This window comes from Micromonospora sp. ATLC20, from assembly GCF_057196585.1.
Genome location: NZ_JBXUOV010000039.1, coordinates 1 through 21,688, shown reverse-complemented (window position 1 = coordinate 21,688; position 21,688 = coordinate 1). Strand labels below are relative to the sequence as shown.

The following is a 21,688-nucleotide window of genomic DNA, read 5'->3' as shown; positions in this document are numbered from 1 at the left end:
GCTGGGGACGCGGCGACGCCGGTCAGCCGCCCGGCGGACGGACCGGCGCGCGCCCGGCCAGCCAGTCGTCGAGCGCGGCCTGGTCGCCGAACAGCAGCACCGGCGGCCCGGCCGGGTCGGCCGCCCAGGCCCGCAGGCGACGGCGTGCCCGGCCGAACCCGGTCAGGTGCCACACCAGGATCGAGTCCCGGGACAGCACGCTGCGCAGCGTCTCCCGGTTGCCGTTGCAGATCAGCTCGCCGCCGGTCAGACGCCGCAGCGTGCGCCGCAGCAGCCGCCGGAACGAGACCCCGCGCGGATAGTCCAGGCCGATCACCAGGTCGGCGCGGCCGAGGACCACGTCCCGCCAGCCGTGGTACGCCCCGTCGAGGATCCAGCCGTCGCGCCGGCAGATCGCCTCGATCCGGCGACGCTGCTCGGCCACCGGCACCTCGACCCAGCCCGGCTCCCACAGCAGGTCGTCGACCGGATACCAGGGCAGGCCGAACCGCTGCGCCAGATGCGCGGCGAGCGTCGACTTGCCGGAGCCGTGGATCCCCTCGACCAGGATGCGGGCCGGGGCGCTCATGGCAGCAGCGTAGGCACCGCGTGCACCCGGCGCGATCCGGGCGGCCCGATCAGTGCGCGACGGCGACCGCCGGTGCCGCCTCCAGGCCGGCGAGCTGGGACGGCCGGACGACGACCAGCAGCACCACCAGCGCCGCCACCATTCCACCGGCCACCACCAGCGCCATCGCCACCGCGCCGGTGCCGAGCACGCCCACCAGCGGCGCGGCCACCGCGCCCACACCGAACTGCACGGCACCGAGCAGGGCCGAGGCGGTGCCGGCCGCCTCGCCGTGGCGGGACAGCGCCAGCGCCGGGGCGTTCGGCATGGCCAGGCCCGCCGCAGCCAGCACCAGCCACAGCGACACCAGCAGGGCGGGCAGCCCACCGAAGCCGGTCGCGGCGAACACCACCAGGGCCAGCCCGGCCACCGTGCCCGCCGCCAGCGAGGTCACCAGGATCCACTGCGACGGGTAGCGCCGCAGCAGCCGCACGTTGTACTGGGTGGCGCCGATCAGGCCGATCGCGCCCGCGCCGAACGCCAGGCCGAACTCCTGCTCGTCGAGCCCGTAGGTGTCCTGGAGGACGAACGACGACCCCGCGACGTACGCGAACAGCGCCGCCATGGCGAGCCCGGCGACCAGGACCAGGCCGACGAAGACCCGGTCCCGCAGCAGCCCGCCGTACGTCTTCACGGTCGCGACGACTCCGCCGCGTTGGCGACGTGCGGGTGGGAGCGTCTCGGGCAGCGCGAGCGTGGCCAGCGCGACGAGCAGCACCCCGAAGACGGCCAGGACCACGAAGACGCCGCGCCAGTCGGTCCACCGCAGCACGCCGCCGCCCAGCGTCGGGGCGAGGACCGGGGCCGCGCCCATCACCAGCAGCAGCCGGGACAGCAGGGTGGCGAACGCCGCGCCGCTGAACAGGTCACGCACCACCGCCATCGCCACCACGGCGGTCGCGGCGACGCCGAGGCCCTGCACGACGCGCAGGACGCCGAGGACGGCGACGTTCGGGGCGATCACGCACAGCGCCGACGCCACGATGTGCAGCAGGAGGCCGGCGATCAGCGGGCGGCGCCGCCCGACCGCGTCCGACAGCGGCCCGATCAGCAGCTGCCCGACGGCGAGCCCGGCGAGCGTGCCGGTGAGCGTCAACTGGACCGCCGCCGACGTGGTCGCGAAGTCGCTGACGATGGCGGGCAGCGCGGGCAGGTACATGTCGATCGTCAGCGGACCCACGGCGATCAGCGAGCCGAGGACCAGCACGAGCTTCAGCCGCTGGCCTCGGCTCATCAGGTCACCAGGGGTGGGCGTCGGGGCGGCATCGGTCGTCTGGGGCGTCCCGGCCCGGTCGTGCGACCGGGCGCGGGAGGGTGCGGCACTCACACAGTGAGTCAAATGCGCCCTCGGTGATCACATTCCCGTCTCGGCGAGAGGTAACGCAGGTCACCCGCCTACCGACCGGTGCGGCACGCCGCCGGACAGGGACCGGCCCCGCTGCCGGCGCCCGCTGAGCCGGCACCGGCAGCGGGGCGGCAGGGCTCAGTTCCAGGGAGCGGTCGGGAACCAGCCCACGCCGAAGAGGGCCGGCACCCGTACGTCCCAGTAGACGATGAGGAACACGCCGACGAGCACCAGCGCGACGCCCGACAGCACGGTGCCGCGCCGGCTCGGGGCGGTGAGCAGGCGCCCGCCGGTCAGCCTCGACGCGATCACCACGACGAGGACCATCACCAGCATGTTGCCGAGCGTCTGCAGGCCGAAGACGGCCGCGCCGTACGCCGGGTTGTCGTCGGCCACCGCGTAGAGGAAGAGCTTGTGGAAGAGCGGGAACGGGCGGCCGATCAGGAAGGCGCCGATGATGACGCCCATCGCGACCAGGCGGGCCCGCGGCCGGCCGGCGAACGGATCCGGAACCAGCTTCAACGCCGCCAGGCCGAGGTAGAGCAGGGCCAGGCCGGCCAGCCCGAAGACGACGGACGCCTGCACGAGCCGCACCGGTACGCCGCCGGCCGTGGTCGCGGTGGACAGCTGCGGCAGGCGGTCCCCGAGCAGCACGCCCACGGCGCCGTAGGTCAGCGCGACCGCCATGCTGCCGGCGGTGAGCCAGCCCAGCGGGGCGAGCAGCCCGCGCAGTCCGGACCTCGTCGTCTCCCTGGTGACCTGCGGGACCATCCCGAACGCGGCGACGTTGCAGGCGGTGAACGTGCCGGCGAGGCCGGACACGAAGGCGAAGGCGAGCCCGGCGACGGAGCCGCCGATCGCCGTCGCCTTGGCGTCGTGACCCAGGAGCGAGTTGGCGATGTTGTCGCCGATCACCGAGTCGACGAAGGTGAAGGACCAGGCGACGGCGAGCAGCACCCCGGCCACCGCGCCCGCCACGGCGAAGCCGAGGGCCGTGGCGGTGCGGCCCTGCGGTGTCGCGTCGACGGTGACTACCGGAACTGCTTCCCGGTCGGCTACGGACATGGTTCCTCCTCGATGGGTGATCGGTTACGGGAGACGCACACCCGGCACCGCGGGTGTGTGGAGCGACCGCACCGGGCCGTCCGGGCCGCAGATGTGCAGCCCGATCCGCCCGTGTACGCCGTGGCGCTGGTTGACGGCCTGGAGGAGCACGGCCAGCGACTCCAACTCCCGGGCGTGTTCGAGCCCGCCGACGTCGATCGGCGCGAAGCCGAGCCGGGACAGCAGCGCACCGGCGGCCCCCTTGGCCCCGGCGTCGTCGCCGGCCAGCGGCAGGGAGACCGGCAGCCCGCCGCAGAGCGGCTCGCCGACCATCGCCGCGGGAACGGTGTTCAGCGCCTTGACGACGTGCCAGCCGGGGGGTGCCGCCGCCGCGATCAGGTGGGCCCCCGACGAGCCGGGCGGCACCTCCTCCCCGCCGAGGACCGGATTGGTGACGTCCAGGAGCGGACGGCCCCGGCCCGGCACCGGGGTCTCGGTCAGCACCCGGCAGGCCGGACCGAGCGGAACGGCGAGCACGACGAGGGAGGCCCGTTCGAGGACGACGCGGATGTCGGCGGCGAAGGCCCCCCGCACGCCGGCGGTGGCGGCGGCCGCCGCCCCGGGTGTCCGTCCGGCGAGCAGCACGCTGCAGCGCGCGGCGGCGACCGCGCGGGTGACGGCGACGCCCATCCGCCCGCAGCCGATGACGCCGACTGTCATCGGACCCACACCCCCGCCGCGGGACGGCGGTAGACGGCGAGCGCGGCCGCCAGGTCGGCCGGCACCGGGGCGGGCTGCAACTGGCCGTCCACCCGCTCCATGACGGCCACCGTCTGCCGGCCCCGCGCGATCAGCTCGGCGGGAGCGCCGTCCGGGCGGACCCGGCGATAGTCGAAGCCCATCGTGATGCGATTGCCGTTGAGCTCGACGAGCGACATCTCGATCTCGACCGTGTCGAAGGCGTGGCTCTCGGCGTAGAAGTCGACCGACATCGACACGGTGACCAGCGCCAGCCCGTCCGACAGGGCGGCGAGCACGGAGGGCGCCTGCTCGGCGAGGAAGTGCTCCCGGCAGTGCCCCTGCCAGTGGGCGTAGTGGGCGAAGTAGACGTTTCCCACCAGGTTCGTCTCGTCGAACGTCACCCGGTGCCGGTAGCGGTAGACCGGGGCGCTCATGCCGGCGTCCCCACGCACACCGCCACCTGCCGCGCGTCCCCGGCCGTCCGCAGCAGCACGCTGCTCAGCACGTGGTCGCCGCTGCGCAGGCCGAGCGTGCCGGACGGCTCCCGGCCGGTGAACACCAACGGCGCCGAGGGCCCGAGCCCGAGCTTGCGGGTCACCTCGATCGCCGTCCACACGCGGACGGCCGCGACGGCCTCGTCCTCCCCGGACTCGGCGGCCAGCCGCACGGCGAGGGCCCGGTGCCGTTCCTCCAGCGGCGGCGGGCGGTCGTCCACACGTTCCCAGTCGACGCCGACCGGGCCCGGGGCCACCGTCACGAGCACGAGGTCGTCGAGGTGGCTGGCCGAGACGCCACCGCCGCCCGGCGCCGTGACCCGACCGTCACCGGCGTGCCGCGCGCCTGCGGGCTCGCCCAGCGCGGCGCCGTCGAGCCAGTCGGCCAACCGGACGGTGGGTCCGCCGTCGCCACGCGTCGCGGGGAGCACCGCGGCGTCGATGCCGGGATGCCGGTGCCGCAGCCGCCGGGCCACTGCCGGACCGGCGAGGAACGCCGGCATCTCGGACCAGCCGATTTCGGCCACCGCGCGCAGGACCAGCCCCGTCCACTCCTCGACCGGGCGTCCCGACTCGTCGGTCACCAGCACGTCGTAGACGAACTCGGCACCGTCCTCCGCGCGCTGCCGGGCGGTGACGGTGAGCACGCCGGACGGCCGGTGCCACACGCTGATCCGCTCGACGGAGACCGGAAGCACGCGCCGGTCCGGGACACAGCCCTGCAGCCCGTGCAGCACGGCGTCACGGGCGCCCGGGTCGCCGAGCCGCAGCGACGCGTCGAGGTACATGCCGAACCACGCGGTGCCGGGTTCGGCGCGGACCGAGAACACGCACCGGTACGCGCTCAGCGCGTGATATCCGCGCACCCGCCGGAACGCGGGCCCGTGGAAGTAGAGGCCGCCGTAGAGGCCCGTCGCCGGCAGGCCCGGCTCCCCGAGCCGCACGGCCGGCGCCGGCACCGCCGGATCGGGTGCCGGCACGGCGCCGGTGGTCACGACCGCCGCGAAGTGGTCCACCGCGAAGCCGGTGTCGTCGCTGCGCAGCGCGGTCTCCACCCGGCCGTCGTCGTGGACCAGCGCCGCGACCCGGATGTCGCGCCGGTCGGTCACCGTCACCGGCCGTTCGAGCCGTACGCCGGTGAGGCGCACCGGTGTCCCCGGCGCCCCGGTGAGCGCTGTGGCGGCCTGCGTCATCGCCTCCAGCCCCAGCACGGCGGGCAGCAGCGGGACGCCGTCGACGACGTGGTCGGACAGGTAGGGGTCGGTGCCGGCGGTCAGGGTGGCGCCGAGGACGCTCTCCACCCCCGGCGTCAGCGCCAGCACCCGCTCGGCGAACCGCCCGCCGGTGCGGTCGTCGTCGCGGTAGCGCAGGGTCGGTCCGGCGGGCAGCCGGCCGGCGGCCAGCACGCACGGCCCGGTGTCCGGCGCCGCCAGCAGGCGCAACAGCAGGTCGGTGCCGGCCGGGACGCTGATCGGCTCGAGCCCGTCGCGCACCAGCGCGTCGAGGACGCCGAGGCGGACCCCCATACCGACGCCGGACCAGGCCGACCACTGCACCGTCAGCCAACGGGTGCCGGGCCGCTCCCGCGTCAGTTCCGCGCAGCGCCGGGCGAGCCACTCGTTGGCTACGGCGTACTCCGACTGGCCGGTCAACCCGGTGCGCCCGATGACGGATCCGAAGGCGACGGCGAAGCGCAGATCGTCGCCGAGGGCCGCGACCAGGTGGTCGAAGCCGTCGGCCTTCGGTGCCAGCGTCGCGCGGAGACCCTCGACGGTCACGTCCTCGATCCGCCGCGGCGTGTTGTGGCCGGCGGCGTGCAGCAGCCCGCGTACCGGTCCGTACCGCTCCTGGACAGCGGTGACGGCGGCGGTGACGGCGGGCCCGTCGCTGACGTCGACGGCGTGGTAGCCGGCGGTGATCCCGAGCGCGGTCAGCCGGTCCAGACCGTCCCGGACCTCCGGGTCCGTGCCGGGGCTGCGCCCGAAGAGCACCGCCGTGGCGCCGGTGGCCTGGCACACCGCGGCGGCGCACTCCAGCCCGATGCCCTTCGCCCCGCCGGTGACCAGCAGCACGTCGCCCGAAGCCAACGGGATGCGCTCGTCCCGGCGGGACAGCGCGAGCGGAGCGGCGACCCGGGTGGTGCGGACACCGTCCTCGTCGTAGACGACCTCGACGTAGCCGGTCCAGTCGACGGACGCCTCGGCGACGAGCTTGAGGCAGCGGTCGTCCACCGGGGTCTCGGCGACCATCACCGCGGCGCCCGGCCGCTCCATGGCGATGCTGCGGCCGACCGCGGCACCCACGCCGCCGTGGTGCAGCACCACGAGCGGCAGCCCGTCGGCCGCGGTGGCGCGCAGCGCGGTCACGACCAGCTCCGCCGGCACCGTGAGGCCCGGTGGCAGCAGCAGCAACCGCGCGTCCGGGGTGTCGGCGAGCGGGAAGTGCTCGGCCACCCCCTTGCTCAGCGGGTGGTCCTCGGTACCGAGCACCGTCCACCCGCGCCGGGCGCCCGGCCTGGTCGTCGGGGCGGCCGACTCGACGAACCGGTCGGTGAAGGCGCGCACCCAACTGGCGATGCCGGCCGGCGGGGCGTCGACCTCCCCGGCTGCGGGCAGCGTGGCGAGCATCGCGGCGAGCTGTTCGATGGTGGCGTCGGCCAGGGCGGCCGGGACCGCGGGCGCCGACCGGCCGACCGCCGCGGCGGCGTCCACGGCGAGCTGGCTGACCCGCAGCGAGCTGAGGTGCAGGTCGGCGACGAGCCGGGTGTCCGGGCGCAGCGTGGCCGCGTCGAGTTCGACCATGGCCGCCACCCGCCGGGTGACGGCGCTCAGCAGGTCGGTGTCGTCCACGGTGACCACGGGCGGGGCGGATGTCGGCGTGGCGGGCACCGGACGGGGACGAGGCGGCTGCGGCGACCGCGCCGGCCCGCCGGTGCCCTCGCAGGGGTTGCGCAGGAAGACCGGCCGCCAGTCCGGCGTGAGCCGGCGGGACGCCCGGTGCGCGTAGTAGGCGCCCACGTCCGGCCCGGCGCCCGTCGCGAACAGCGCGGCGGTCACCGTGGCGATGCCGTGCGCGCCGGGCGCGCCCGAGTCGAGAGCCACCACGCGGGCGTCCGGCAGGCCCGCGGCCAGCCCGGCCAGTACGGCGCCGGGGCCCACCTCGATCAGCAGGTCGGTTCGCTCGGCCAGGCGCGCCAGCGCGTCGCGGAAGCGGACCGGTTCGACGAGCTGACGGGTGAGCAGGTCGGCGAGGTCGGTGCCGGTGTCGAGCCAGTCACCGGTCACCGTGGAGCAGACCGGCCGTCGGGGTGCCCGCCCGGCGAGTCCGGTGAGGTGATCGCGCAGGGCGCGGCTCGCGGGAGCCATCATCGGCGAGTGGAAGGCGTGCGAGACCGGCAGTGCGGTGGCCCGCAGGCCGGCGGACGGGGCGCCGGCGACGAACCGGGCCACCTCCGCGGCCGGGCCGGACACCGTGCACTGCTCCGCGCTGTTCTCCCCGGCGACCACGACCGGGCCCGGGCGGAGCAGCTCGCGGACCCGGTCCGCGGGCCCGGCGACGGCGGCCATCGCGCCGCGACCCGGCGCGTCGCTCATCAGCCGGCCGCGAACGCGTACCAGGTCGAGGGCTTCCTTGTCGTCCACTGCCCCCGCCCAGCACAGCGCGCCGATCTCGCCGAGGCTGTGCCCGACGGCCGCCTCGGCCTCCACGCCGAGCCGGCGCAGCCAGGTCAGACCGGCGAGCGAGGCCCGCAGGATGGCGGGCTGGGCGACTGCGGTGTCCGGAACGCCGCCCGCCGCGATCTCGACCTCCGAGTCGTACCCGCCGGCGAGCGGCCCGTCGAGCAGTTCCCCCAGCGCGCCCGCGCCCGGACGGACCGGGGATCCCTGTCCGGAGAACAGGTAACCGATCCGGGGCGCCGCGCCGGCGCCGAGGAAGACACCGGCCTCCGGGTCGAACAGCTCGGTGTCCGCGTCGGCCAGCGCGGTCACGGCGCGCCGGGCGGCGCGGACCAGGCCGTCCGGGTCGCGTACCACGGCGGCGAACCGGACGGCGCCCTCCGCGACCGGCTCCGCGGCCAGCGTGGCCGCTAGATCACCCAGTTCCGCCCGGGACAGCCGGCCGGCCAGGTCGGCCAGGTCGGTCAGCCGCGCGGTCAGGGCCGCGCGGTCGGCCGCCGCGCACACCACCACCTCGTGGGACGGCAGGGGGCGGGCGGCCCGGCGCTCGGCGTCGGTGACGACCCGGCGGGTGGTGGGCGTGATCCCGCCCAGCACCACGTGGGCGTTGATGCCGCCGAAGCCCATGGCGCTGACCGACGCGTACCGGTCCGGGCCGGGCCACGGCGTCGGTTCGTCGGTCACCACCAGCGGCGACCCGACGGCGGCCAGGGCGGGATGCGGTGACTCGCAGCCGGTGGTCGGCGGGATCACCTGGTGGTGGATCGCGAGTACAGCCTTGATCATCCCGGCGACTCCGGCCGCCGCCTTGGTGTGCCCGATGTTCGCCTTCACGCTGCCGAGCACCGCCGGGAGGCGGCGGCCGGCGTGCAGGTCGCGCAGCGCGAACAGTTCGGTCTCGTCGCCGACAGCGGTGCCGGTGCCGTGCCCCTCCACGAACGACACCTGCTCGGGAGCGAGACCAGACCGGTCGTACGCGCGCCGCAGCGCGAGCAGCTGGCCGGCGGGCTCGGGCCGGGTCAGCCCGCCGTTGCCGTCCGACGACGTGCCCCAGCCGTGCAGCCGCGCGTACGGCCGCAGGCCGTGTTCCGCGGCGAAGTCCTCACGGCACAGGACCAGGATCCCGCAGCCCTCCCCCGGCAGGAACCCGGTCGGCCGCGAGTCGTAGATCCGCATGTCGCCGGTGGCCAGCGCGCCCACGCGGGCGAAGCCGACCAGCTCCAGCGGATCGAGGCTGAGGTCCACACCGCCCGCCAGCGCGACGTCGAGATCGCCGTCGGCGAGCATCCGGGCGGCCGTGGTGACCGCCATCAGCGACGAGGCGCAGGCGGCGTCGACCGTGTAGCCGGTGCCGTGGAAGTCGAAGTGGTTGCAGATCCGGCCGGCGATGGTGTTCGACAAGGCCCCGGCGAGCGTCTCCTCGCCCGGCGGCGGGAACGGCTCCTTGAACCGGTCCTCCGCGGTGGCGAGCAGTTTCTCCCGCTCGGCGTCCGACAGGTCCAGTCCCGCCAGCGTCTCGGCGAGCAGCCGCTGCACGTAGGGCCAGCGCAGGCGAAGCCCGTTGGCGCGGCTGAACTCGCCGGTCATCGAGTTGCCGAGCAGCACGCCGACCCGGTCGTTCGGTAGGCCCGCGCCCGCCGGGCAGCCGGCGTCGGCGAGCGCGTCCGCGGCCACCTCCAGGGCCAGCCAGTGGGTCAGGTCGACCGCCCGGAAGACCTCACCGGGAACGTGGAAGCGGGACCGGTCGAACACCCAGTCGCTGAGGACGGCGGCGCGGTCGACGTACGTGTGGTCGACCTCGTCGGGTCCGGTCCGGTGGTAGTCCGCGACCGGCAGCCGTTCCGGCGGCAGAGGCCGGAAGGCACGCCGGCGCCCGAGCACCGTCTGCCAGAGCTGCCCCGGGTCCGCGGCGTCCGGGTACCGGCAGGCCATGCCCACCACGACGATCGGGGCTCTCGTGCCGGTCATGCCTGGGCTCCGACCGGGACGGCGGGCTGGGAGGCGCGTTCCGGCGCACCGGGTCCGGTGACCGGCTGCCGCCGCTCGCGGATCCGGCGGGCGGCCACGATCACCACCCAGCGGCCGACGCACACGGTGGTGAGCGCGAAGAACAGCCCGAACTCGATGTGCAGGAGCACCAGCGTGCCGTAGACCGCCGCGGTGGCCAGACCGAACACGACCTGCCGGCGCGGCGCGTGCGGGGTGGTTCCGGGGTCGGTGATCATGTAGTTGGTGAACAGGACGAACGCCACGCCGGTCATCGGCAGGAGCGCCGCCACCAGAGCGTGGTCGAAGATCACCGACCGCAGCACCGCCTGCGCGGCGAAGCCCGCGACCCAGGCGGCGACCAGCGGCCCGCGCCGGGTCAGCATGGCGTTGAGCATCGTGCCGGCGGCCAGGATCGCGCCGGGCACCACCCAGTCCCAGATCCCGTTGATGTTCGCGGTGAACTGGTACGGCGGTGCGATCCCCACCCAGGTGAAGCAGAGCAGCGTCACGACGATGCCGAAGTTGCTCGGGTTGAGGACGTGCTTCGCCGGTCCCCCGGCGGTGAAGCGCACCCGCACCACGTACTTGCTCGCTATCGCGACGGTGACGGCGAACAGGGTGGGCCACAGCCGCTCGTTGCCGTAGAGCAGCATCGCGCAGGCCAGGCCGCCGATGTGCGCGGGCAGCAGGAAGTTGAGGAGATCGACGGCGGAGCCGCGGTAGCGGACCGGGCGGCGCTCGACGCGGGCCTCGAGCGTCTCCAGGAGAAGCTCGAGGGTGTACGCGGTGAGCAGCGCGGCGATCGGCGTGAGCCACGACTGCTCGAATCCGAGGACCGTGTGCCCCAGCAGCGTGAACACGGTGATGGACAGGGCGAACCGGCGCAGCGCGACGATCCTGGGGTCCTTGTTGGCCATGGTTCTCTCCTCGATCAGGACTCGGGTCGCAGCGTGACCGTGTGCCAGCCCGAGGCGAGCGTGGTGCTCGTCTCGTGCTGTCCGGCGGCGTCGCGCCAGGTGATCCGGACCTGGGCGGACGGGCTGCCGCCGAGGCCGAAGTACAGTTCGTCGGCGTTCACGCCGGTGTGTCCGTTGGCGGGGTAGAGCTGGTCGGTCAGCGTCGTACCGTCGGCGCGGCGCACCTCGACGCGGGCGCCGATCGCCGCCCGGGTCGCGCCGTTGGTGGTGGGCACCACCAGCCGCAGCCCGAGGTGGGTCGCCGCCGGACCGGTGTTGCGGAACAGCTCCGAGGCGGCCCACTGGTTGGCGACCGCCATGTCGAGCCGCCCGTCGTGGTCGACGTCGCCGACGGCGATGGCCCGGGAGGCCTGGGTGCTCGTCATCCCCAGCCGCTTCGACACGTCGACGAACCGGCCGTTCGGCCCACGTACGAAGAAGGGGTTCCGCTCGTGCCCGGACAGGCTGTCGCCGGGCCGGAAGTTCGGCCAGGCCCACGGGTACTTCAGGAAGTTGTCGTTGGCCATCGCGAGTTCCTGGAGTTCGGCCCAGCGGTCGGTCCCGCCGTGCAGGAAGCCGACCGCCTGGGTGATCTCGCGGCGGCCGTCGGCGTCGAAGTCGGCGGCCTTGATGTCCCAGGCCCAGCCGCTGCGGGACAGCCCGAGTTCCTCGCTGCGGTCCCGGTACGGCGCGCGCCCGGAGGTGAACCGGCCGCCCGTGCTGACGAAGGCGAAGTTGCTCTCCTGCAGGGCGAACGGCGAGGTGATGTTGCTGACCAGCAGGTCCGGCCGGCCGTCGGCGTTCAGGTCGTCGAAGGCGACGCCCATGCCCTTGAACGAGTCGTGCCCGATCACCTTGGACTTGGGGGCCAGCGGGTCGCGCGTGCCGCTCACCTCGCGGAACTCGGGCCGGCCGGGACGGGACTCGTTCACCAGCAGGTTGTCGGGCCCGAAGTCGTTGGCGAAGTAGATCTCCGGCAGGCCGTCGCCGGTCAGGTCCTGCGCCCCGGTGGCCAGGGTCCAGGCCCGCGCCTGGTCGGTGGTGAAGGCGTCGGACCGGTCGGCGTACGCGGGAACGGGCGCGCCGCCGGCGGTGGGGGTGTTCCCGTCGAACATCAGGAGGCGGTTGCGGCCGCCGTTGCGGCCCAGGGACATGGAGTCCTGCATCCGCATCAACGGGTCGTCGGCGGCGGTCCGGTCGAGCACCCGGGCGCCGTCCGGGAAGTAGTTGCCGATCAGGATGTCCAGGCCGCCGTCGCCGTCGACGTCGAGGACGTTCGCGGTGGTCGAGTTCCAGATCTCGCCGGGAGCGACCACGTCGCTCGCCCGGAAGCCGGCGGCGCCGGGTGCGCCGCCGCCGGGCTGGCGCAGGTAGAGCAGCGGTACGCGGCCCCAGAAGTACACCAGGACGTCGAGTGCGCCGTCGCCGTTGAAGTCGGCGGGGAGGCACCCCATGGGCGCCGTGGTGCGGGCGTCGTACGCGACACCCGCCGGCTGGAGGGTGACGGCGGCGTACCGCTCACCGGTGCCGGGCACCGGCGCCACGGTGACCGAGTCGTCGCGGGGGTCGACCAGGCAGCGGTCGTTCGGCAGGCCGTCGCCGTCGAAGTCGCCGAGGCCGACGCCCGCGCCGACCGCGGAGATCCACGCGGCGAGATGGTCCAGTGCGGGCTGGACCTCGCGGAGCCGGCGGGTGTCCCCGGCGGCGTTCAGCGGGGCGGGCGTGAAGGCGAAGCGGGCGCTCAGGGCGTCGGCGTCGGACGCGGAGACCGACGGCAGCCGGGTGAACAGACCGGCCACGACACACAGCAGCACGGCCAGGGCGGGTACGAGCGTTCTACGAACAGCGGACGGCACAGGTTCCCCCTCGGATGGTCGCGGGCGGATCAGAGCGACGCGAGCAGCACGCGGGCCCGGATGCGCTGCCGCCACGTCTGGTACTCGACCGGGCCGGTGGCGGGCGTGCGGAGCCCGGCCTCGGCCTCGCGGGTCCAGTCCGCGGCGGTACGCGGGTCGGTGCCGGTGAGCGCGTGCACGGTGGTGGCGAGTTCGGGCGGGGTCCAGCCGCTGCGCTGCCAGGCGGCGGCGGCGAAGGCCACACCCTGGCCGAGGTCACCGGCGTGCGCTCCGGCACGCTCGCGCAGGGTGGCGAGTCCCTCCGGCGACACCCCGCCGGCGTACGCGGCGGCGAGGCCCACACCGCTCCAGGCGTCGCCGTGGTGCCACTGCGGCAGCGTGCCGACGAGGTCCGCCACCCGGGTGGGTACCGCGGTGCCCCGGAACCACAGGCTGCGGCCGACGCCCTGGTAGCGGATGGCGCAGCGCTCGGAGCACCGGCGCGGGTGGGCGGTGATGCGGCGCAGCCCACCGGCGTCGGCGAAGAAGCCCGCCGAGAAGCCCCAGCCGTCGAGCGCGAGCCAGCGCAGCAGCGGATCCAGGCCGGACAGCCGGGCCCAGAACGGCCAGCGCAGCTTGGCCATCGCCCAGCCCACGCCGACGTGGATCAGGTGGATGTGGGCCGGGCCGTGCAGGCGCAGCACGGCCGGCAGCCGACGGCTGCCCGGGACGAGAAGGTCGAGCAGTGCGGCCTGCATGGCCAGCCCTTCGACGGCGAAGCCGCGCAGGTGGTCCGGCTGGTCGTCGAATCGCGGAGGCGCGCCGGCGGGGGCGGCGAGTCCCTCGTTGAAGCCGTCGAGGAAGGTTCCCGCGGCGGTCTCCAGCCTGGCGCGCAGCTCGGGCGGGTCGGACGCGAAGCCCCGGACCGTGAAGTCGGCGAGGCGGTCCGGCTGATGCAGCAGGCGGCGCCAGCTACGGGGGCGGGTTTCGTCGAGCGTGGCGTTGTCGGTTCTCATGACGCTCCCGCGGAGTCGGTCCACAGTGTCCGTGCGGCGCCAGTCTGCACATCCGTTCTTGAGTAAAACTTGAATTACATATAGTAACGAAATCGCGTTTCTGCGGCTGATCTCACTACTCGCCCGCGCCAGATGTCCGTTGATTAAATCGACCGAGGGATTCGATGATCTCGTCGGTCGTCTTCGCCCAGGTGAACGGGCCGGGGTTCTCGTCCCGCTCCGCGACCCACGCGCTGAGGCCGGCCTCCAGGGCCTGCACGGACTGGGGGGTGCCGCGCGGGACCATCTGCTCGGCGAGGAAGCCGAACCAGCGGTCGAGCTGCGTGACCCAGGCCGAAGCGGTCGGGGTGACGTGCGCGCGGAAGCGGGGGTGCCGGTCCAGCCAGGACGTAATGGCCGGGGCGTGGTGCGCGCCGTGGTTGTCCCAGATGAGGTGGACGTCCAGCTCGGCGGGGACCGAGGCGTCGACACGGGCGAGGAACCTCTTGAGATCCGCCGCCCGGTACCGGCGGCCCGCGGTGGCGCCGTCGGCCACGGTGCGCGCGGCGAACAGGCCGGCGGCGCCGGCGCGCGGGTGCTCCGGGACAGGCCGGCCGGGCGCCGTCGGCGGTCCCGGCGGGATCCGTGCCGTCTCGTGCACCACGAGCGCGACCGCGCCGGCCGGCGGGTTCAGATACAACCCGGCCACGTCGACCACCTTCGCCATGAACACCGGGTCGGTCGACAGGTTGAACGGGGGATCCCGGTGCGGCCTGAGGTGGAATCGGCGCCAGATCCGCCCGACCGTCGACCGCGAGAGCCCGGTCCTCTCGGCCATCGACCTGCGGGACCAGTGGGTGGCACCCGGAGGTGTCTCCTCCAGCGTGGACACCAGCACCTCCTCCACCCGGTCGGCGCCGATCGACGGCGGCCGGCCGGGCCGGTCGCGGTCGGCCAGACCCTCCAGACGCCGCTGCAGGAACCGGCTGCGCCACTTCCCCACCGTCGGCCGCGACACCCCGAGGTCGGCCGCCACGGCGGCGTTCGTCGCCCCGGGTTCGGCGCACGCCAGGACGATCCGGCACCGCAGCGCCAGGGCCTGGGAGGACTTCGCCCGACGCGACCAGCGCACCAGCGTCGCGCGCTCCTCGTCGGTCAACACCAACTCGGCCTTCGGCCGCCCGGTCCTCGGCACGCAACCCAGGCTACATATAGAAAACCAATTTACGGCGCAATATTTGTGCACTTCAGGTTTCCCGAAGTAATTACTACTCTGACGTTGGTTGACGTCGATACGGGCGACCTGGGGGCAACGTGTTGCGTGCGGCAATTGTGGAGATTAAAGTCCTCGGCGCCACCCACGCAGTAATCGATTCCCGCAAGGTCGACCTCGGGCCCCGCAAACAACGGGCAATCATCGCCCTGCTGGCCCTGCGCCACGGCACCCCGGTGCCGATCGACGAGATCATCGAGGCGCTCTGGGAGAACCAGCCGCCCGGCACGCCGCAGTCGCTGGTGCACACGTACATCGCCCGGCTGCGCCAGGTGATGGAGCCGGACACACCGGCGCGGCGCCGCACCAACGTGATCGGGCACAGCGGCACCGGTTACCAGCTTCGGCTGCCACCGGACGCGGTGGATGTCAGCCGTTTCCACAGCCACGCGGACCACGGGCTGCAACTGCTGGCCTCCGGCGCCGCCGGCGAGGCGTACGGTCTGCTGCGCCGGGCACTCGGCGAGTGGCCCGCCTCGCTGACCACCGATCTCGAGTCCCTGCTGCCCGGGTGCGAGGACGTCACCCTGCTCCGGGGAAAGTGGACCACAGTGGCGATGGCGTACGTCCGGGCCGGCCTGACCAGCAAGGGCGCCGTCGCGGTCCTGCCCACCGCCGAACGTCTCGCCCAGGTTGACCCCCTCAACGAGGCCGCGCAGGCGCTCTACCTGGAGACCCAGCGGCGCGCCGGCCACGGCGCCTCGGCGCTGTCCCACTACGACCGGATCCGCACCCGGCTGCAGGCCGAACTGGGCGTCGAACCCGGCCACGAGCTGCGCCGGGTGCACCGGCAACTGGTCGCCGCCGGCGGGAGCCGAGTCCCGGGCCCTCCGGCCGGCGGCTGGCTCGGGCCGGGACCGGCGGTCGACCCGCTGATCGACCGCGAGGCCGAGCTGCGACAGCTGCGTGACCTGCTCGTCCAGCAGCGGCTGATCACGCTGAGCGGGCCCGCGGGGGTGGGCAAGAGCGCCGTCGCGCGCGCGGCGGCAGCAGCCGCCAGGGGGGACTTCCGCGACGGCGTCGCGGTGGTCGACCTGGCCACTGCCTGCGGCGCCGCGGACGCGGCCGACGCGGTACGGCGGACCCTGCACCCGATGCTCCCGCAGCGTCACGCCGCTGCGGCCCGGCCGTTCGACGATCTGGCCGGCCGGCAGCTCCTGCTCCTCCTGGACAACGCCGAGAACGTCCTGGAGTCCTGCGCCGGGCTCGTCGACGACCTGTTGCGGTTCTGTCCGCAGGCTCGCGTCCTGGTCACCTCACGGGAACTGCTCGGCCTGCCGTACGAGACGATCCTGACGATCGGCCCGCTCCGCCCGCCAGGGCCGGAGACACCGGCCGACCCGGTGACGCTGCTGAGCGTGCCCGCCGTGGCGCTGTTCGCGCGGCGCGCCACCCAGGCATGCCCGTCCTTCTCCGTGGACGAGGACAACTGCGCCCTGGTCGCCACCGTCTGCCGCCGGCTCGACGGCCTGCCGCTCGCGCTGGAACTGGCCGCCCGCGTGCTGCGCACCACCGGTCTGCCCGAGTTGGCCGAGCAGTGCCGCGATCCGCTGCGGCTGCTGGACGCGAGCCACCGGGGCACGCCCGCGCACCACCGTTCGCTGCACGCGGCGGTGGTACGCACAGTGGACCGGCTCACGCTCGCCGAGCAGCAGTGCCTCGCACTGGTCAGCGGGATGGAGGAACCGGTGAGCCCGGACATGGTCGAGAAGACGGCCCGCTCCTACTGCGAACAGGACGTCCGGATCGATCTGCGCCCGCTACTCAACCGCCTGGTCGACAAGTCGCTCCTGATGGCGCGGCACGACGAGCACGGCACGTCCTATCGAATGTTGCGGACAATCCGCCGGATCGGTCTGCAACTGCTCGACCGTTTCGGCGCGCTGCCCTCGGTGGCGAATGCGCTCTGCCGGGAAACAAACCCATGAAATCGATTGCCGGTGCCGAAAATGGCGCAGCTACCCTCCAACCGGTGCAGCACCTACCGTGGCGGACTGTTCACACATAGCTCTCATGGGCTTGCCGATTGCTATATGAATTTATAGCATCGAGTCGGACAGCGCTCCGCCGACGTCCATCCGGCCCTGCTGCTGCCGTCGTTGATCGATCTCCGCAATCCCCTCAGGAGGTCCGACGCCCCATGCCTGCCGTCCACGAAACAGGGACCACCACCGCGCCCGCCGCTTCCGTACACATCGGAGCGATCACCCAGGCGGTGACATCGATGCGGCGCCACCTCGACGAGCCACACCGGCTGCACGACATCGCCCGGGCCTCGCTGATGAGCCCGTTCCACTTCCACCGCGTGTTCCGGATGCTGACCGCCGTCACGCCGGGCCGGTTCCTCACCGCCGTGCGGATGGCCGAGGCGAAACGCCGGCTCCTCGGCAGTGACGCCAGCGCGACCGACATCAGCATGGCGGTCGGCTACTCCAGCTTCGGCACCTTCACCACCCAGTTCACCCGCCTCGTCGGTGTGTCACCCGGCCGCTTCCGTACGTACGGCCGGGCCGTCGCGGACGTGCCCCTGCGCGAACTGGTCTCCACCCCACCGGCCCCCGCACGTCAGCCGTTCGCGCTCCTCCACGTCGGGGCCCGCCCCGACGGCCACCCGGGCCTCACCGTGGTCGCCACCTTCCGGTCCGGGATACCGCAGCAACGGCCCTCGTCCTGCGCCGCGATCCTCTCGCCGGGGGTGTTCCCGCTACCGCTCGCGACGGCGGGCCGGGCGAGCGTGCTCGCGGTCAGCGCCCGCACCGACGTGACCATCGGCGAGGTCCTCACCGAGGAGTCCTCGGCCGGCATCTGTGTCGGCTCCGCCGAGATCCCCGACGAGCCGGTCGCGGCGCAGGCCACCGTCGCGGTCGGCATCCCGCTGCGCCGGCCGGCCCTGCTGGACCCGCCGTTGCTGCTCGCGTTCCCCCTGCTGATGCTCGAGTCCCAGGCCGGGCCGAGGCGGGCGCAGGTCCGCTGAGATCCCCGGCCGCGCCGGTGCCCGTGGCCGTCGGTGGAACCGGGTCCACCGACGGCCACGAGGTCAGGACCGGGCGGTGTACCGCACCGGGCACGACGCGGGCCGGGCCACACCCAGCCCCGGCGCCTGCCGCGGCTCGGCGATCCCCAGTTCCATGTCGTACGAGCGGGTCAGCATCGCCAGCACCGCCTTCATCTCCAGGTCGGCGAAGCGGGCGCCCAGGCAGGCGTGCAGGCCGCCGCCGAGGTTGAGCAGGCCGGCCGCCGCCCGGCCGTCCGTGTCGCGGTCCTTGCTGAACCGGTCGGGGTCGAACCGGTCCGGGTCCGGGAACACCTCCGGCACGCGGTGCGTCACGGGCGGGCAGAACAGCGTCTGCCAGCCGGCCCGCACGGTGAAACCGCCGACCTCGTACGCGGTGACGGTCTGCCGGGTCAGCAGCGTCGTGACCGGCCGCAGCCGCTGGGACTCCAGCAGCGCCTCGAACAGCCGTCGCTGCCGGTGCAGATCCGTGACGGTCCAGTCGCCGGCGTGCCGGGGCAGGTCGGCGATCTCCTCCTCCATCGCCGCCAGCTCCTTCGGGTGCTGCAGCAGCAGGATGAGCGACCAGGCCAGCTGGGCCGCTGTCGTCTCGTACGCCGCGTACACCAGGATCAGGATGAGCCCGATGACGGTCTCGTCGTCGAAGGCCGCGCCGCCCGCGAGCAGGTGCGGCAGGAAGCCGTACCGGCCGGTGTCCGGATCCTCCCGGACCGCCCGCAGGTGCGGCCCCATCAGCTCGAACATCTCCCGGCGCGCGCGGTCGCGCCGGCGCAGGCGCGGCGTCGGCAGGTTGGCCGGCAGGAAGAACTCCATCCCGGCCGCGATGTCGAGGAAGAGCGACCGGAACCGGTCGCCGTGCCGGGCGCGGAAGCCGGACCCCAGGAACAGGCGTACGGCGATGTCCATGCTCAGCCGCTCCAGGTCGGCGCGCGCGTCGAACTCGCCGCGCGGGCCGAGCCGGTCCATCCAGTCGCTCGTCTCACCGATGATGGCGGCCAGGTAGTCCGCGTGGTTGCGGCTGTGGAAGGCGGGCAGCAACGCGGCCCGCTGACGCAGGTAGTCCGGGTGGTCGGCGGCCTGCATGACCGCGCCGAACATGGGCTTCAGCCACTGGTACACCGGCTGGACGGCGAGGATCGTCTCGGGCAGCGCGATCGCGTGCCGGCTCTCCGCGACGCCGGCCACGACGACCGAGCGCCGCGGCCCCATCCGCAGCGCGAACACGGGACCGTGCTCGGCGTAGCCGGCGCGGGCCAGCGCGACCGGGTCACGCATGAAGGCGAAGGCGTTGCCGAACAGCGGCAGGCCCTGCAACGTCGGCGGGCTGGTTGCGGCCATGACGGATCCCCCTTCGGGACGGGCTCGGAGTCAGCCGGCGGTGGCGTACGAGTACCAGACGTTCCAGTGCACGACCAGGCGTCCGCGGTCGGCGGCGACCTCCTCCATCCGGGCCTCGGCGGCCGCCCGTGCCGCACCGAGCCGCTCCGCGGGCACCCGCTCGAGCACCATCCGGCCGGCCGTCTGCCACAGCCAGGCCCACCACTGCCGCGGGTCGGTGAACTCCAGGTCGAGCGTCTCGTCCTCGATCCGCGTGTCGGCGAAGCCGGCGTCGCGCAGCAGGCGGTGGATCCCCTCCTTCGAGCGCAACGGGTTGTCGGTGCGGCCGGGTACCGGGGGCATGCCACCGTCCACGTACGGCACGACGGCGTCGGTGACGTGGAAGAACGCGGGGTCGTCGGCGCCGAACGTGGTCATCGCGAAGCGCCCGCCCGGGCGCAGCAGCCGGCGGTAGCGGGCCGCGGCGTCCGCCGGGTCGGGCAGCATGAACATCACCAGGCCCGCGACGACAGCGTCGAAACGGGCCGGAGCGAAGCCGGGTGTGGCCGCGTCACCGACCCGTACCTCCGCGTTCGTCAGTCCCTCGTCGGCGAGTTCCGCGCGGGCGCCCTCCACCATGGCCGGTGCCACGTCGATCCCGATCACGGAGCCGCTCGGCGCCACGGCGCGGGCGGCGGGAACGGTGCAGGCGCCCTGCCCGCAGCCGACGTCGAGCACGTCCTCACCCGGGCGCAGATCGAGCCCCGCCACCAGGCGAGCGCCGATCGGGCCGAAGAAGCGGACGCCGGTGCGGTCGTAGCGTGGCGCCGCCCGGTCGAACACCTCCGCCAGCTCCGGAGTCGACACCGCATCCGTCGTCGCGTCGCCGGGCATCGGGCACCACCCTTTCCGCAGGTTCGCCGCGCTCTCCGCGATCATTCTTCGCGCCCGTCCGCGGCCCGGCTTCTCGCCGCTTGCCTATCCCGGCCGGTCGTACCGGCGGGCAACACAGGAGAAGTCCCGGCCCCCGCGACGCCCCTAGGGTCGAGGGAGAGCTCGATCACCATTGAGGGAGGAAGCTGTGGGTGTACTGGGTCTACACAATGAGTGCCCCCCGACCAACTACGCCGCCGGGGACGCCGCCGAGATCGTCACCGGTCTGGTGTCCGACGCGGTCGCGACCGGCGCGACGCTGCGTGCGGTTCGCGACTGCCTCGATTCGCTGGCCTGCCTGGACGACACGGTGCGGTACGTCGTCGAAGCCTCCGCCGGAGCCGTGTCACCGGACGGCTCGTTCGACGCCGCGAACGTGGCCGAGCAGATGGCGGGCGTCCTGAAGACCTACTCGCAGACCTTCCGCGCCCTGGACGGGACCGTGGAGCAGATCGACACGGCCGTCCGGGAGTACGGGGAGCTGCAGCGGTACAGCGCGCTCGCGCTGGCGAAGGGCCGGGACGAGTGTTTCGAGAACCGGCTGGTTCAGGCCGGCGAGGGCGGCTTCGCCGGCATGGCCCAGGCGCGCATCGCCTACCTGCGCAAGCTGCGGGTGCGGGTGCAGCTGCTCCAGCGCATGGAGCCGATCGGCGAGGAGATCCTGAACGGGTACGACTTCAACGCGTTCTTCCTGCTGTTCATGCAGCCCATGCGCGACCTCGGCGTGGCCGCGCAGGATCTCTACAACGAGACGGTACGCGGGGCGCTCGTCGCCTACGACACGCTCGTCCGGGTGTGTGAAATGCGTACCGGAAACGCGGCCGACACCCTGCGCCGGGAAATGGTGAAATCGAACTGATCTCGCCATCGCACTCGTCCGGCGCGACCATGACAATCCGCGCCGGACATGCGCGTCTCAGGCATGCACAACGGGGACCGGTTCGGTAGGATGATCGCACTGTTCGCCCATATGCCGTGAGATGGGAAATTCCATGGGAATCAGCCACATCACATTGATCACCATCCCGGTCACCGACCAGGACAAGGCGAAGGACTTCTACGCCCGCCTCGGATTCGAGGTGATCAATGACCACGAGATGACCCCGGACGAGATGCCGCCGGAGCCGGGCCTGCGCTGGCTGCAGCTGGGCACTCCGGGAGGCGAGACCACAGTGGTGCTCGCCACCTGGGGCGTGGGCGGCCTCCGCCCCGGAGCGCAGCACATCTCCGTGGCGTGCAAGGACGTCAAGGGCCTGCACAACGAGCTGGCCTCGGCGGGCGTGGAGGCGTCGCCGGTCTTCGACGCCCCGTTCGGCGCGTTCTTCTCGGTGGAGGACCCGGACGGCAACGGCGTGATGATCGTCGAGGAGTCCGGCGACTGACGGACACGACAGTGGGGGGGGGGGGGGGGGGGGGGGTCCCGCCCCCCCCGCCGCGTCGCGCCGGTTTTGGCGGCGCGGGGGGCGCCG

The 21,688-nt window shown here is 73.7% G+C and carries 16 protein-coding genes; 4 read left to right on the top strand and 12 right to left on the bottom strand.

What is annotated here, in order from left to right; all coding sequences use genetic code 11:
• Positions 1 to 22: 22 nt before the first annotated feature.
• From AC2CHG_RS11535 to AC2CHG_RS11490, 10 genes are all read right to left on the bottom strand, one after another.
• The gene (locus tag AC2CHG_RS11535; protein ID WP_484524715.1) at positions 23 to 568 is read right to left on the bottom strand and encodes a P-loop NTPase family protein; all 546 of its coding nucleotides are present in this window, start codon (positions 566 to 568) and stop codon (positions 23 to 25) included.
• A 49-nt stretch (positions 569 to 617) separates the two neighbouring features.
• Entirely contained in the window at positions 618 to 1,841 is a 1,224-nt protein-coding gene (locus AC2CHG_RS11530; RefSeq protein WP_484524714.1) for a multidrug effflux MFS transporter, read from the bottom strand.
• A 249-nt stretch (positions 1,842 to 2,090) separates the two neighbouring features.
• Complete coding sequence (locus AC2CHG_RS11525; protein ID WP_262014551.1) at positions 2,091 to 3,017, bottom strand: hypothetical protein; 927 nt, start codon at positions 3,015 to 3,017, stop codon at positions 2,091 to 2,093.
• A gap of 24 nt (positions 3,018 to 3,041) precedes the next feature.
• Complete coding sequence (locus tag AC2CHG_RS11520; protein WP_484524713.1) at positions 3,042 to 3,716, bottom strand: NAD(P)-binding domain-containing protein; 675 nt, start codon at positions 3,714 to 3,716, stop codon at positions 3,042 to 3,044.
• Positions 3,713 to 4,171 carry an acyl-CoA thioesterase gene (locus AC2CHG_RS11515; protein ID WP_262014553.1) on the bottom strand — a complete coding sequence of 153 codons (459 nt, stop codon included), beginning with the start codon at positions 4,169 to 4,171 and terminating at the stop codon, positions 3,713 to 3,715. Before AC2CHG_RS11515 ends, AC2CHG_RS11520 begins: the two co-directional genes overlap by 4 nt.
• Positions 4,168 to 9,876: a type I polyketide synthase gene (locus AC2CHG_RS11510; RefSeq protein ID WP_484524712.1), complete on the bottom strand. Its 5,709-nt coding sequence runs from the start codon at positions 9,874 to 9,876 to the stop codon at positions 4,168 to 4,170. Before AC2CHG_RS11510 ends, AC2CHG_RS11515 begins: the two co-directional genes overlap by 4 nt.
• Positions 9,873 to 10,814 (bottom strand): enediyne biosynthesis protein UnbU, encoded by a 942-nt coding sequence (locus AC2CHG_RS11505; protein WP_366624943.1) that lies wholly within the window; start codon positions 10,812 to 10,814, stop codon positions 9,873 to 9,875. Before AC2CHG_RS11505 ends, AC2CHG_RS11510 begins: the two co-directional genes overlap by 4 nt.
• Positions 10,815 to 10,828: 14 nt before the next feature.
• Positions 10,829 to 12,667, bottom strand: a complete 1,839-nt coding sequence (locus tag AC2CHG_RS11500) for a CRTAC1 family protein (protein WP_484524711.1) — start codon at positions 12,665 to 12,667, stop codon at positions 10,829 to 10,831.
• 71 nt (positions 12,668 to 12,738) lie between these two features.
• Positions 12,739 to 13,704, bottom strand: a complete 966-nt coding sequence (locus AC2CHG_RS11495) for a DUF1702 family protein (RefSeq protein WP_262014557.1) — start codon at positions 13,702 to 13,704, stop codon at positions 12,739 to 12,741.
• A 115-nt stretch (positions 13,705 to 13,819) separates the two neighbouring features.
• Complete coding sequence (locus AC2CHG_RS11490; RefSeq protein ID WP_262014558.1) at positions 13,820 to 14,878, bottom strand: IS630 family transposase; 1,059 nt, start codon at positions 14,876 to 14,878, stop codon at positions 13,820 to 13,822.
• A 122-nt stretch (positions 14,879 to 15,000) separates the two neighbouring features.
• On the opposite strand from AC2CHG_RS11490, the gene AC2CHG_RS11485 reads away from it, so the two are divergent.
• Both AC2CHG_RS11485 and AC2CHG_RS11480 read left to right on the top strand, forming a co-directional pair.
• Entirely contained in the window at positions 15,001 to 16,884 is a 1,884-nt protein-coding gene (locus AC2CHG_RS11485) for an AfsR/SARP family transcriptional regulator (protein ID WP_484524710.1), read from the top strand.
• A 296-nt stretch (positions 16,885 to 17,180) separates the two neighbouring features.
• Complete coding sequence (locus AC2CHG_RS11480) at positions 17,181 to 17,930, top strand: helix-turn-helix domain-containing protein (RefSeq protein ID WP_484524709.1); 750 nt, start codon at positions 17,181 to 17,183, stop codon at positions 17,928 to 17,930.
• Between the two features lie 63 nt (positions 17,931 to 17,993).
• Here AC2CHG_RS11480 and AC2CHG_RS11475 read toward each other — a convergent pair whose 3' ends face one another.
• Together AC2CHG_RS11475 and AC2CHG_RS11470 are read right to left on the bottom strand one after the other, a co-directional pair.
• Entirely contained in the window at positions 17,994 to 19,307 is a 1,314-nt protein-coding gene (locus AC2CHG_RS11475) for a cytochrome P450 (protein ID WP_484524708.1), read from the bottom strand.
• Between the two features lie 30 nt (positions 19,308 to 19,337).
• Positions 19,338 to 20,180 carry a class I SAM-dependent methyltransferase gene (locus tag AC2CHG_RS11470; protein ID WP_484524707.1) on the bottom strand — a complete coding sequence of 281 codons (843 nt, stop codon included), beginning with the start codon at positions 20,178 to 20,180 and terminating at the stop codon, positions 19,338 to 19,340.
• 187 nt (positions 20,181 to 20,367) lie between these two features.
• Here AC2CHG_RS11470 and AC2CHG_RS11465 point away from each other — a divergent pair, with 187 nt between their 5' ends.
• Complete coding sequence (locus tag AC2CHG_RS11465) at positions 20,368 to 21,078, top strand: hypothetical protein (protein ID WP_262014563.1); 711 nt, start codon at positions 20,368 to 20,370, stop codon at positions 21,076 to 21,078.
• Positions 21,079 to 21,211: 133 nt separating this feature from the next.
• Positions 21,212 to 21,601, top strand: coding sequence for a VOC family protein (locus tag AC2CHG_RS11460; RefSeq protein WP_167796872.1), 390 nt, complete (start codon positions 21,212 to 21,214; stop codon positions 21,599 to 21,601).
• Positions 21,602 to 21,688: the final 87 nt, after the last annotated feature.